This is a genomic window from Trebonia kvetii, assembly GCF_007827045.1.
Taxonomy (GTDB): domain Bacteria; phylum Actinomycetota; class Actinomycetes; order Streptosporangiales; family Streptosporangiaceae; genus Trebonia; species Trebonia kvetii.
In genome coordinates, this window is sequence record NZ_RPFW01000002.1 from 199,159 (window position 1) to 211,865 (window position 12,707).

Annotated in this window: 11 protein-coding genes; 8 read left to right on the forward strand and 3 right to left on the reverse strand. The window is 70.7% G+C overall.

Annotated elements, in window-relative coordinates:
• Positions 1-89 precede the first annotated feature (89 nt).
• The 3 genes from EAS64_RS09635 (at position 90) to EAS64_RS09645 (ending at position 3,242) form a co-directional block, all read left to right on the forward strand.
• Complete coding sequence (locus tag EAS64_RS09635) at positions 90-1,118, forward strand: BtrH N-terminal domain-containing protein (RefSeq protein ID WP_145852598.1); 1,029 nt, start codon at positions 90-92, stop codon at positions 1,116-1,118.
• Between the two features lie 102 nt (positions 1,119-1,220).
• Positions 1,221-2,306 (forward strand): C40 family peptidase, encoded by a 1,086-nt coding sequence (locus EAS64_RS09640; RefSeq protein ID WP_187365813.1) that lies wholly within the window; start codon positions 1,221-1,223, stop codon positions 2,304-2,306.
• 66 nt (positions 2,307-2,372) lie between these two features.
• The gene (locus EAS64_RS09645) at positions 2,373-3,242 is read left to right on the forward strand and encodes a hypothetical protein (protein WP_145852600.1); all 870 of its coding nucleotides are present in this window, start codon (positions 2,373-2,375) and stop codon (positions 3,240-3,242) included.
• Here EAS64_RS09645 and EAS64_RS09650 read toward each other — a convergent pair.
• Positions 3,173-4,036 (reverse strand): class I SAM-dependent methyltransferase, encoded by an 864-nt coding sequence (locus tag EAS64_RS09650; RefSeq protein ID WP_246115610.1) that lies wholly within the window; start codon positions 4,034-4,036, stop codon positions 3,173-3,175. The genes EAS64_RS09645 and EAS64_RS09650 overlap by 70 nt on opposite strands.
• Positions 4,037-4,116: 80 nt before the next feature.
• Here EAS64_RS09650 and EAS64_RS09655 point away from each other — a divergent pair, with 80 nt between their 5' ends.
• Positions 4,117-5,049, forward strand: a complete 933-nt coding sequence (locus tag EAS64_RS09655) for an acetamidase/formamidase family protein (RefSeq protein ID WP_145852601.1) — start codon at positions 4,117-4,119, stop codon at positions 5,047-5,049.
• Between the two features lie 69 nt (positions 5,050-5,118).
• Here the strand turns inward: EAS64_RS09655 and hpnH are convergent, their stop codons facing one another.
• Positions 5,119-6,123: an adenosyl-hopene transferase HpnH gene (gene hpnH / locus EAS64_RS09660; protein ID WP_145852602.1), complete on the reverse strand. Its 1,005-nt coding sequence runs from the start codon at positions 6,121-6,123 to the stop codon at positions 5,119-5,121.
• A gap of 144 nt (positions 6,124-6,267) precedes the next feature.
• On the opposite strand from hpnH, the gene EAS64_RS09665 reads away from it, so the two are divergent.
• Together EAS64_RS09665 and EAS64_RS09670 are read left to right on the forward strand one after the other, a co-directional pair.
• Complete coding sequence (locus EAS64_RS09665; RefSeq protein WP_145852603.1) at positions 6,268-6,951, forward strand: TetR/AcrR family transcriptional regulator; 684 nt, start codon at positions 6,268-6,270, stop codon at positions 6,949-6,951.
• Positions 6,952-7,097: 146 nt separating this feature from the next.
• Positions 7,098-8,768 carry an FAD-binding dehydrogenase gene (locus EAS64_RS09670; RefSeq protein ID WP_145852604.1) on the forward strand — a complete coding sequence of 557 codons (1,671 nt, stop codon included), beginning with the start codon at positions 7,098-7,100 and terminating at the stop codon, positions 8,766-8,768.
• A 36-nt stretch (positions 8,769-8,804) separates the two neighbouring features.
• On the opposite strand, the gene EAS64_RS09675 is transcribed toward EAS64_RS09670, so the two are convergent.
• Complete coding sequence (locus EAS64_RS09675) at positions 8,805-9,848, reverse strand: zinc-dependent alcohol dehydrogenase family protein (RefSeq protein WP_145852605.1); 1,044 nt, start codon at positions 9,846-9,848, stop codon at positions 8,805-8,807.
• Between the two features lie 291 nt (positions 9,849-10,139).
• Between EAS64_RS09675 and EAS64_RS09680 the strand changes: the two genes are divergently transcribed.
• Together EAS64_RS09680 and cydB are read left to right on the forward strand one after the other, a co-directional pair.
• Positions 10,140-11,603: a cytochrome ubiquinol oxidase subunit I gene (locus EAS64_RS09680; protein WP_145852606.1), complete on the forward strand. Its 1,464-nt coding sequence runs from the start codon at positions 10,140-10,142 to the stop codon at positions 11,601-11,603.
• Positions 11,604-11,620: 17 nt separating this feature from the next.
• Positions 11,621-12,706: a cytochrome d ubiquinol oxidase subunit II gene (cydB, locus tag EAS64_RS09685; protein WP_145852607.1), complete on the forward strand. Its 1,086-nt coding sequence runs from the start codon at positions 11,621-11,623 to the stop codon at positions 12,704-12,706.
• The last annotated feature ends 1 nt before the right edge of the window (position 12,707 follow it).

Below are 12,707 nucleotides of genomic sequence, written 5' to 3' on the forward strand. Positions count from 1 at the left end.
GGCACCGGGTCCATCGGCCCTACCCAGGTCCCCTAGCCCGGTGTCTGGTTGAGGTGCTGGCATGCTGCCGGCGCAAGGAGGTGACGGACATGCTCCGGCCTTTTCCCGGTTTCACCACGTATACGACCCGCCACTGCGTGACCGGGTCGCTGAAGCACATCTACGACTGCCACGGCTACCCGATCTCCGAGGACATGCTGCTTGGACTGGGCCGCGGGCTCGGGTTCGTGTACTTCCACATCAAGGGTGCCGACCCCTTCTACGGCGGCAGGGCCAACGTCGCCCGCCCAGGAGAGGAAGGCCTGGAGAAGACCGTCGGCCGGCGAACCGGTGTCGCGGTCGCGTCGCACGCCACCTCAAGCGCCCGCACCGCGCAGGCTGCGCTGCGCGAGCTGCTTGAGGCGGATGAGCCCGTGCTCGTGTATCTCGACATGGGCTTCCTGCCGTACCTCAAGTTGCCTGAGGGCTATCACTTCGGCGGGCATGTCGTCGCGGTGGCCGGCTACGACCCGGACACCGGGCAGGTGCTTGTCGCCGACCGGGACGGCGAGCTGCATCCGGTCGGCTGGGACGCGCTGGAAAGAGCGCGCGGCTCACGGTACAAGCCGTTCCCGCCTGGGCACACGTGGTACACGTTCGACTTCGCCGCCGCCCGGCCGCCGGCCCCCGCTGAGATCCGGGAATCGATCGGCGAGGCATGCCAGCAGATGCTGGCCCCGCCGATCGCTAACCTCGGCGTCAAGGGTATCCGCAAGGCGATCAGGGAGACAGCGAAGTGGCCGCAGGTCCTGGACGCGGGCGCGCTGCGGCGCACCTGTTTCAACGTGGCGCTGTTCATCGATCACCGCGGTGGGACCGGCGGCGGGATTTTCCGTTACATGTACGGCCGGTTCCTGACCGAGGCCGCGGCGGTAACGGACGAGCCGCGCTTTGCCGGGATGGGCACGGAGCTGACCGCGATCGGCGACTTGTGGGAGCAAGTGGCCGCGGCCTTCGCCGCGGCGGCGCAGGCCGGCAAGCCCGCGGACCTGCTGCAGAGCGCCACGGAACCGATGCGCGACATCGCCGACCGCGAGCAGGACTTCTGGGAACGCCTCGCCGTGCTGATCGCCGCCTGACGGCGGGCAGGGAAGCAGCCCGTGATGGGTGATTGCACCGCCGCTGGACCGTCCCCGATGGCGGCGGCTCCGGCCGGGAAGGCCACGCAACGGCGGCCGCGAATGAGCGCGATGGCGCTCGCCGCGGCGGCTCTGGGCCTGGCTCTCGGCTGCGGGCGGGTCGCCTCGCCAAACCCCGGCGGCGCCGCTGCGGCCCCGGCCGCTGCCCCGGTGGCCGCTGCCCCGGTGGCTGCGGGCCCCGCGGCTGCGGCCCCGGCAGTCGCTGCCCCGGCGGCCTGCGCATCGGGCACCTGCTACGTGGCGGTCAGCGTGGCCACGGTATGGGTCAAGCCGCGGTACCCGCGGGCTGTCGACAAGCCCGCGCTCGGCAACCCCGCGCACCCGCAGCTGTGGGTCCGCGCGATGACCGTGGCGCAAAAGAGCTGGCTGGTCGGCAGGCTGGAAACCCAGGCCCTTTACGGCACCAAGGTCACCGTCACCGGGCACTGGCGTAACTGGACGCAGGTGGCCGTCCCCAGCCAGCCCACCAACCGTGACCGGCGCGGCTATCCAGGCTGGGTGCCCACGGTGCAGCTCACCCGCACCGCGCCGCCCGCGGCCGCCACCTCCGCGGTGATCCGGTCCCAGGCCGCCTGGCTGTGGAGCCGCTGGACGGCCGGCGGTGTCGCCGGGACCAAGATGATGCTGGTTTCCTACGACACCCGCCTGCCCGTGGTCCTGGCCGCCGCCACCTACGTCGAGGTGACCCTGATCGGCGGCCAGAAGGCCGCCGTGCGCCGCGGCGACGTCGTCCTGCACGGCGCTGGTTCCTCCTGGGGCGCCACCAGGGCCCGGGTCGTCGCCGAAGCAAGGAAATTCCTCCGGCTGCCCTACCTGTGGGCCGGGACATCAGGGTTCGGCTACGACTGCTCCGGATTCACCTACTCCGTCTACCATTCCTACGGGCTGACCCTGTCCCGCGACGCCGATCAGCAGGCCGTCCACGGCACCGTCATCGCCCGCAGCGGCCTGCAGCCCGGCGACCTGGTGTTCTTCCGCAACAGCACGAACGGCCCGATCAGCCACGTCGGAATGTACGTGGGCGGCGGCACCATGATCGACGCCCCGCACACCGGCGCTGTCATCAGGATCGACCCGGTATCGTCCTTCGCCTACTACGCCGGCGCCCGGCGCTACCTGTCCCGCTGACAGCAGGCGCTCGCCAGCGGCCACTCGTGCCGCGCCGGCACTCTTACAGCAGGCGAGGACGCGGCCTTGCTTTACCGTGCGGTGCGGCGGGAGGAGGATGGCGGGGTGGAGTCGCTGGCGGACCTGCTTGAGCAGCGGGCGTTCCGATGCCGCCTCGTCCCTGAGCGGGCCCTGGCCTCGGTCGAGGAGGCGGAGGGGTTTCTGCGTGACCGCGGGCTGCTGACCCGCACGGCGGACTGCGCGCTGCCGAGCTTGTACGAGGCGTGCCATGAGGACCCGTACCAGGCGGGCGGTGCCGGCTTCGCGTCGTGGCCTGCTACGAAGTGGCCGTGGTTCGGTGCGCTTGCCGAGCGCGGCTACCTGCCGACCGCGGTGCATCGTGGCAAGAACCTGCTGGTGAGCGCGGAGGTCGCGGCCCTGCTCGACCCGGTCTGCCGGGCAGAGATCGCGCGTATGCGCGCTGCCGACCGCGGCTGGGCCCGGCTGCTCGACCACCTGGCCGCCGCCGGGCCGTCCAGCATTGACGACCTGCGCACCGAACTGGGGCTCAAGCGGCCCGAGCTGAAGGCGCTGCGGTCACCGCTTGAGCGCTGCGGCGCGATCGTCTCGCGTTCGCCGGTTGTGGCAGCGGGCGAGGGACACCGGCATTCGAGCGAGCTGGCCCGCTGGGACCAGGCGTACCCCGGCGCCGGCGGCACGGACGCGGACCCGCGCCGCGCGTTCGGTGACCTCCTCGTCGCCGGCGTGCGCGCGGCGGTCGTGGCACCCGAGGCTGACCTGCCGCGGTGGTTCTCCTGGCAGTGGTACTTGACCGGCCCGCTCATAGACGATCTTGTCCGGGAGGGGCGGCTGCGGCGGGTGGCGGGTCAGGTCGTCGCGACGAGGAAGTCCTCGCCCGTCGACATGCGCAGCCCGTCGGGGCGCCCGGCGAAGTAGCGCTCGTTCAGGTCGACCCCCGATACGTGCCTGATAGCGGTGAAGCCGGCCGAGCGGGCCAGGTCGAGGAACTCCAGCGGGGCGAAGAAGCTGAGGAACGGGGTCCCCGATGACCTGGCGCCGTTCTCCGCGATGATCCAGCCCTGCCGGTCCCGCTCGTCGAGCAGTTCCAGGGGGAGCAGGAACGTCATCGCCACGGTGGAACCGGGCGTGAGCGTGGCGAACTCGCGGAGCGTCGCCAGGTTCGCCTCCCTGGTCAGGTACATGCTGACACCGGTGGAGGCGACCACGGCGGGTCGCGCGGCGTCAAAACCGGCCGCCGCGATCTCCGCCTGCCACGAGGCGCCCGCCTCGAAGTCGACGGGGACCAGGCGCAGCCAGTCCGGTATGCCGTAGCCGAGGTCGGCGAGCCGCCGCCGCTTCCACGCCTGCGTGCCCGGCTGGTCGACCTCGAACACCCGGAGCCCGGCGGCCAGGACCGCGTCGGCGCGGCGCTGCGCGAACGTGTCGAGGCCGGCGCCGAGCAGCACGTACTGGGTGACGCCGCGCTCGGCCTGCGCGGCGACCAGGTCTTCGATGAACCTGGCGCGGGCCACGATGGAGGCGCGGAACCCGGCGGTGAACACGGGATCCATATCGGGCCTGTCGCGCCAGCCGTCGGGCGGGTCGGCGAGCCGCAGCCCGATCTCGTCCTGCAGCACGTACGGCGGCGCGTCTACCAGCACGTGCATGGCCCGCCAGAGCGCGACGCGCACCGCGGTGCTGTCCGGCTCCGTCATCTCCGCATCGGTCACGCCGGCCAACCTACACCGCCGGGAAAAGAGGCGCCGGGCGGGACCGGCGAAGCACGCTTCCGTTCGGGATAATCGCGCTTATGGCCCTGCACCGGATTAAGCCCACCCCAGCGGACACCACCAACTGCTTCTCCGCCGCGCACGAGCCGGTCGTCACCATCGATTCCGGCGACACGATCGTCGTGGAGTCGCTCGACGCCGCCGGGTACCTGGAGCGGCACGAGTTCCCCGGCGACACGGGCAAGCCGGTGATGTTCCCCGGCGACTTCCGCGGGCACTGCGTCAACCGGCCCGTCGCGGTGCGCGGCGCGGCGCCCGGTGACATGCTCGCGGTGCGCATCGTCGCGCTGACGCCGGTGCCGTGGGGCTGGACGGTCTCACCGGCCGTGCCGGGCTCGCCGGTGGCGCGCCGGGTTGGACTGGACGGCGCCGAGCCCGCCTGGCTGCTGTGGGACATCGACAGCGCCGCGGGCACGGCCACCGCCAACGGCCGGTACACCAGGCCGATCGCCCCGTTCCTCGGGGTGACCGGGGTCGCGCCCGCCGGGCCAGGCGAGCACTCCACGATCCCGCCTCGCCCCGACGCGGGCGGCAACATCGACTGCAAGGAACTCGTCGCCGGCTCGACCCTGTACCTGCCGGTCGCCGCCGAGGGCGCGCTGCTCTACCTCGGCGACGGGCACGCGGCGCAGGGCGACGGTGAGTCCTGCGGCACCGCCATCGAGTGCGGCATGACGACCGAGGCCGTCGTCAGCGTCGCCGCGGGCAGGCCGCTTGCCTCGGTGCACGCGCAGACCCCGGCGGGTCTGGTCACCTTCGGGTTCTCCGCCGACCTGAACGAGGCGATGGGGGACGCGCTCGACGCGATGGTCACCTGGATGGCGTCGCTGTACGGCACGTCACGCGCCGAGGCGCTCGCCCTCGCCTCCACCTGCGTCGACCTGCGGGTCACCCAGGTAGCCAACGTCACCTGGGGCGTGCACGCCCTGCTGCCGTCCGGCCTGCTGCTTTAGCGTGGACGTTTGGGCACACTCCCGGGTGCCCAAACGTCCACTGACCCTGCCGCGCTGGGCGAGGGACGATTAGTGGCTGACCATGGCGCGCAGCGACTCGCGCAGCGAGTCCATGGTGGCCAGGACAGCGGTCGGCTCGTAGCCGCAGTGCGCCATGCAGTTGTCGCAGCGCGGGTCCTTGCCGCGGCCGAAGGAGTCCCAGTCGGTCGTGTCGAGCAGTTCCTGCCAGGAGTCGACGTAGCCGTCGTCGAGCAGGTAGCAGGGGCGCTGCCAGCCCTGGAGCGTGTACAGCGGCACGCCCCACGGGGTGCACTGGAAGTCCTGCTTGCCCTCGAGGAAGTCCAAGTAGAGCTGGGAGTGGTTGAAGCGCCACTTCTTGCGGCGGCCCTCGGCGAACGCCTTGCTGAACAGCTCGCGGGTCTGCGTCACGCCCAGGAAGCGGTCCTGGTCGGGCGCCTTGCCGTAGGCGTAGCCAGGGGCGATCTCGAGGCGGTCGACCTTGAGGTCATCGTTGATGTAGTTGAGGGTGTCGATCAGGTCCTGCGGCGTGTCGGTGTTGAACACGGTGGTGTTCGTGTAGACCGCGAAGCCCTTCGACTTGGCCAGCTTGATCGCCTCGACCGCCTGGACGAAGACGCCCTTCTTGGCGACCGCCTCGTCGTGCCTGTCGCCGATGCCGTCCAGGTGGACCATCCAGGCGAAGTTCTTGTTCGGCTTGAACTTGTCGATGTGCTTGGGCAGGAAGACGGCGTTCGTGCACAGCACGACGAACTTCTTCCGCTTGAGCAGCTCTTCGACGATCAGGTGGATCTGGGGGTGCATCAGCGGCTCGCCGCCGGCGACGGACACCATCGGCGCGCCGCACTCCTCGACGGCGGCGATGGCCGTCTCGACCGACATCCGCTGCTTGAGCAGCGCCGCGGGCTGCTGGATCTTGCCGCAGCCGCCGCACTTGAGGTTGCACGCGTACAGCGGCTCAAGCTCCATGATCAGCGGGTACTTCTTGACACCGCGGAGCTTCTGCTTCATCAGGTAAGTCCCGAGCTTCACCGTGAGGTGAAACGGCATCGCCATGATCCAGTCTCCGTCTCTCGTGGCCCCGTGCCGCGCATCTGACATGCATGACGCATCCAACATGCACTGTGCATCCAACAAGCACTGTGCATCCAACAAGCATTGCGCATTGAACATACACGCTGTATGTCACATGATGGCTGTATGGCAGCGAAACCGCAACCCCCCGCATCGCCGGATCCCGGCCCGGAGGTGACGGGCTCGTCAGCCGCCAGGGTGCGGGCGTCGTCGGCGCGACGGGCCGAGCACGCCGCCGACACCAGGGAGGCGCTGGTCGCCGCGGCGCGCCGGCTGTTCGCCGCGAACGGCTTCGACGGCACCGGCACGGAGCAGATCGTCGCCGAGGCGCGCGTCACCCGCGGTGCGCTGTACCACCACTTCCGCGACAAGGCGGACCTGTTTCGCGCGGTCATGGCCGAGGCGGCGGGCGACGTGGCGCAGCGGCTGATCGACGAGCAACTCGCCGCGGAGGCGACCTCGCCGCTCGAGGAGATCAGGGACGGGGTGAGCGCCTTCCTCGACGTCTGCATCGCCGGCGACTTCCAGCGCATCGTGCTCGTTGACGGGCCGCGGGTGCTCGGCGCGGACGCCTGGGACGACCTGGTGGACCGCTACGGCCGCGGCATCCTCGAGGAGTGGCTTGACCGCGCCGCCGAGACCGGGGCCCTGGACGCGATGCCGGTCCGCGCCCTGGCCCGGCTGCTCATCGCGATGCTGACCGAGGCCAGCCTGGCGATCGCCCGCGCCGACGACCCGTCCGCCGAGCGCGCCGACCTCGGCGAGGTCCTCGACCGCATGCTCACCGGCCTCCGCCCGAGATTCGGATAACAGCAAGAAGCGCGGAGCGTACGCCAGGACGCCGCGAGCTTGGCGGGGATGAGCGGTCATGTGGCCGGGGGGTGTTACCGCGCCTCCGTTCGGGATAATCCTGTTCTTGATCTTGCGGTTGTTCTTGCTGGCGATGGGAGGCGCGCGTGGACGCGGACGTGATCGTGGTGGGGGCCGGTCTGGCCGGCCTTGTCGCGGCGGCGGAGGCGGCCGACGCGGGGCGGCGCGTCCTGCTCCTTGACCAGGAGCCGCGGCAGTCGCTCGGCGGGCAGGCCTGGTGGTCATTCGGCGGGCTGTTCTTCGTCGACTCGCCCGAGCAGCGCCGGTTGCGCGTCCGCGACTCCTTCGACCTGGCGTGGCGGGACTGGCTGGGCACGGCCGGCTTCGACAGGCCGCAGGACGAATGGCCGCGCAAGTGGGCCCGCGCCTACGTGGAGTGGGCCGCGGGGGAGAAACGCGCCTGGCTGGCCTCGATGGGGCACTCGGTCATCCCGATCGTCGGCTGGGCCGAGCGGGGCGGACACTACGGCAGCGGCCTCGGCAACAGCGTGCCGCGGTTCCACATCACCTGGGGCACCGGACCGGGGATCGTCGAGCCGTTCGCCCGCCGGGTCCTGGCGGCAGCGGAGGCCGGGCGGGTGACGCTGCTGTTCCGGCACCGGGTCGATGCGCTCACCACGACCGACGGGACCGTGGACGGCGTCTCGGGGACCATCCTCGAGCCGAGCCACTCCCCGCGCGGCGTCTCGTCCTCGCGGACAGCTGCCGGGGAGTTCGAGTTCCGCGCGCAGGCGGTCATCGTCACCTCCGGCGGCATCGGCGGCAACCACGACCTGGTCCGCGCGGCGTGGCCGGCGCGGCTTGGCGCGCCGCCCGCGAGCATGCTGTCCGGCGTCCCCGCGCACGTCGACGGGCGGATGATCGGCATCGCGCAGACGACCGCGGGCGCCGCCGTGATCAACGACGACCGGATGTGGCACTACGTCGAGGGCATCGGCAACTGGAACCCGGTGTGGCCGCTGCACGGCATCCGCATCCTGCCGGGACCCTCGTCGCTGTGGCTGGACGCCACCGGGCGGCGGCTGCCGGTGCCGCTCTACCCGGGCTCGGACACCCTCGGCACGCTCGAGTACCTGCGCGGCACCGGCTACGACTACTCCTGGTTCATCCTCACCAGGAAGATCATCGCCAAGGAGTTCGCGCTGTCCGGCTCCGAGCAGAACCCCGACCTCACCGGCCGGGACCGCAGGGCCATGATCACCAGCCGGTTCGGCGGCGGCGTGCCAGGCCCGGTGCAGGCTTTCCTCGACCATGGCGCGGACTTCGTCGCAGCGCCCGACCTGGCCGGGCTTGTCGCGCGGATGAACGAGCTGGTCGGCGGCAGCCCGGCGCTTGACGCGCCCGTGCTTGACGCAGCGGCCATCAAGCGGGAGATCAGGGCGCGGGACGCGGATGTCACCCGGCCGTTCGGCAAGGACTTCCAGGCGAACGCGATCAGGCGGGCCCGCGCCTACCTCGGCGACCGGCTGATCAGGGTGGCCAAGCCGCACGCGCTGCTCGACCCGGCGGCCGGGCCGCTGATCGCGGTGCGGCTGCACGTGCTGACCCGCAAGAGCCTCGGCGGGCTGCACACCGACCTGTCGTCGCGGGTGCTGTCGGCGACGGGCGAGCCCATCCCCGGCCTGTACGCGGCGGGGGAGGCGGCCGGTTTCGGCGGCGGCGGCATGCACGGGTACCGGTCGCTCGAGGGGACGTTCCTCGGCGGGTGCCTGTTCTCCGGCCGGATCGCCGGCCGGGCCGCGGCCGCGGCGGCGTAGCACGCGCCGCGGCGGCGGCAGGGACGGCCACGGCCGTCAGGCGCGGGTCATCACGACCTTGATCGCGCCGGTGTCGGCCGCGTTGCCGAACACCTTGTATGCCTCCTCGATGTCATCGAGGTCGAAGCGGTGGGTGACGAAGCGTCCCGCCTCGATCTGGTGCGCCGCGACGAGGCGGAGCAGCGTCGGCGTGGAGAAGGTGTCAACCAGGCCCGTGGTGATGGTGATGTCCCTGATCCACAGCGACTCCAGGTGCAGGGTGGCCGGGTGCCCGTGCACGCCGATGTTCGCCACCCGGCCGCCGGGGCGGACCAGTTCGGTGCACAGCTCGAAGGTGGCAGGCACGCCGACCGCCTCGATCGCGACGTCGGCGCCGAGCCCGTCGGTGATGCCGCGGACGAACTCGACCGCGTCGGTCCTGCCGTTGTTGACCGTCAGGTCGGCGCCGAACGACTTGGCGGCGTCCAGGCGGGCGTCGGCCAGGTCGATCGCCACGACGTGGCTGGGGGAGAACATGCGCGCGCTGAGGATCGCCGACAGGCCGATCGGGCCCGCGCCGACAATCGCGACGGTGTCGCCCGGGCCTACGCGGCCATTGAGCGCGCCGACTTCGTAGCTGGTCGGGAGGATGTCGGCGAGCATGAGGATCTCCTCATCGCTGGTGCCGGCCGGGACCTTGTAGGTTGAGTTGTCGGCGAACGGCACGCGTACGTACTCGGCCTGGGTGCCGTCGATCATGTACCCGAGGATCCAGCCGCCGCCACCCAGGCACTGGCCGAACCGGCCCTCGCGACAGAATCGGCAGTGCCCGCAGGCGGACACGCAGGACACGAGCACCCGGTCACCCGGCTTGACAGCCTTCACGCCTGAGCCGACGGAGACGACCGTGCCGACCGCCTCGTGGCCGAGGATCCGGCCGTCGGCCACCTCTGGGGTGTCGCCCTTCAGGATGTGCAGGTCGGTTCCGCAGATCGTCACCGTCTCCACCCGCACGACCGCGTCGGTGTCGTCGATGACGCGCGCGTCCGGGACTTCCTCCCAGGATTTGCTGCCTGGACCGTGGTAGACAAGCGCCTTCATGGCATTCCTCCTTGAGCCTGATGCTGACCATGCCTTCACTCATGCTCCGGGACGGCGGGCCTGCCTCGCAGAGGCGAAAGCCGGCCCTGGGCCCGCCGAAGGTCCTGGGGCGGCGTCCGCTCCCGCACGCCGGCCAGGCGAAACGGGACTTTCGTCCTGGTGCACCCGGGACATTAGCCGGTGACCTCCACATATCCGGAAATGGTCAACTGTCCATCGCGCCGCGCCCTCGTGACGAGGCGGAACAAGAATTGACGGGTACTATTCCCACGTCGCGGGGGAGGCGAAAGAGTGAGCGTGCTTGAACTTTCACGATGGCAGTTCGGCATCACCACCGTTTACCATTTCCTTTTCGTCCCTATCACCATCGGGCTCGGATTCCTTGTCGCCGGGTTCGAGACCGCGTGGATAAGCACCAAGCGCGAGCGCTGGCTGCGGCTGGCGAAGTTCTACGGCAAGCTGTTCCTGATCAATTTCGCCCTCGGCGTCGTCACCGGAATTGTGCAGGAATTCCAGTTCGGCATGAACTGGTCCGCCTATTCGCGGCAGGTGGGCAACATCTTCGGCGCCCCGCTGGCGATTGAGGCGCTGCTCGCGTTCTTCCTCGAATCCACGTTCCTCGGGCTGTGGATATTCGGCTGGGACCGGCTGCCGCCCCGGCTGCACGCCGCCTGCATGTGGATCGCCGCGACAGGCACGCTGCTTTCCGCCTACTTCATTCTGGCCGCCAACGCCTGGATGCAGCACCCGGTGGGCTCTACCTACAACCCGGCGACCAGGCAGGACGAACTGACGTCGTTCGCCGCGGTGCTGTTCAACCCGGCCCAGCTGGCCGGCTTCCCGCACGTCATCGCGGGCTGCTTCCTCACCGCGGGGGCCCTGGTGGCGGGCGTGGCGCTGTGGCAGATCCTGCGGCCGGGCATCGCGGAAGCCCACGCACTGGCATTCAGGCACGCGCTGAAGACGGGGGCCATCACCGCGGTCATCGGCGCAGTCGCCGTGATCATCACCGGCGACACCCAGGGCAAGCTGTTCACCACCCAGTACCAGCCGATGAAGATGGCCGCCGCCGAGGCGCTCTACCACACGTCCACGCCCGCGCCGTTCTCGCTGCTCACCATCGGCTCGCTGAACGGGTCGAACCCGGTCTTCGAGATCACCCTGCCCCGCCTGCTTTCCTTCCTGGCCACCGGCAACTGGTCGCGCACCGTGCCGGGCATCGACAACCTGCAGCAGCAGTACCAGGCGCAGTTCGGCCCCGGCTCCTACATCCCGTACGTGCCCGTTATCTACTGGTCGTTCCGGATCATGGTCGGGGTCGGCATGCTCGCCGCGCTGATCGCCATCGTGTCGCTCTGGGCCACCAGGCGCGGCCGTACGCCCGCGCAAGGCAACCGCGGCTTGTGGCGCAAGACGCTGATCGCCTCGGCGATCGCGCTGCCGCTGCTGCCGCTGCTTGGCAACTCGTTCGGCTGGATCATGACAGAGATGGGCCGCCAGCCGTGGCTGGTCTACGGCCAGCTGAAGACCGCCGACGGGGTGTCGGCCAACTCCGCGGGCGAGGTGCTCACCTCGCTGATCGTCTTCACCGTGCTGTACGGGGGGCTCGCCGTCCTTGAGGTCGGGCTGCTGCTCAAGTACATCAAGGGCGGGCTGACCAGCGAGCCGCTGCCTAGCTACGGCGCGCGGGCGCCGGGCGGCGAAGACTCAGGCGGCCCCGGCGGGGCCGACGAGCCGATGCAACTGGTCTACTGAGCACGGAAGGCACCGACATGCACCTGTCCGACCTGTGGTTCATCGCCATCGCCGTGCTCTGGTCCGGCTACTTCGTCCTTGAGGGGTTCGACTTCGGCGTCGGCATCCTGCTGCCCTTCCTGTCCCGCGGCGACGAGACCGCGAAGCGCGTCATGATCAACACCATCGGCCCGGTCTGGGACGGGAACGAGGTGTGGCTGCTCACCGCGGGCGGCGCCACGTTCGCCGCCTTTCCCGCCTGGTACGCGGCCATGTTCAGCGCCTTCTACCTGCCGCTGCTGATCATCCTCGTCGCGCTGATCATCCGCGGTGTCGCGTTCGAGTACCGCGGCAAGCGGGACGGCGGCCGGTGGCGCCGCGGCTGGGACGCCTGCATCTTCCTCGGCTCGCTGGTGCCCGCCCTGCTGTGGGGCGTCGCGTTCGGCAACATCGTGCGCGGCATTCCGCTGAACGCGGCGGAGCAGTTCACCGGGAACTTCTGGACCTTCCTCAACCCGTACGCGATCCTCGGCGGCGTCACCACGCTGGCGCTGTTCACCCTGCACGGCGCGCTGTTCCTCGCGCTGAAGACCACCGACGACCTGCGCAGGCGCGCCAACGCGACCGCGTCCGCGGTGGCGATCGTCGCCATCGTGGCCGGCGCGGGCTTCCTCGCCTGGACCGGCGCGTCCTACCGGGCGAGCACGACCTCGGGCACTTCCATCGCCTCGGTGGTGCTCGCGGCGCTCGCCGCCGCCTGCCTCATCGGGGCCGCCCTGGCCAACAGGGCGGGCCGCGAGGGAGTCGCGTTCGCCGCCAACGCCGTCGCGATCCTCACCGCCACCGCGTCCCTGTTCACCGCGCTCTACCCGCGGGTGCTGCCCTCCACGACGTCGCCGGCGTTCTCGCTGACCACGGCCAACGCCGCCTCCGCGGCGAAGACCCTCGCGATCATGACCGTGGTGGCCTGCATCTTCCTGCCGCTGGTGATCGCCTACCAGGCGTGGACGTACTGGGTGTTCCGGCGGCGGGTGATCGCGCCGCCGGCGTCCGCACTGCGCCCGTCCGCCCAGCCTCCGTCCGCCCAGTCCCCGTCCGCACCCTCGGCCCCTGGGGGCTGGTAGG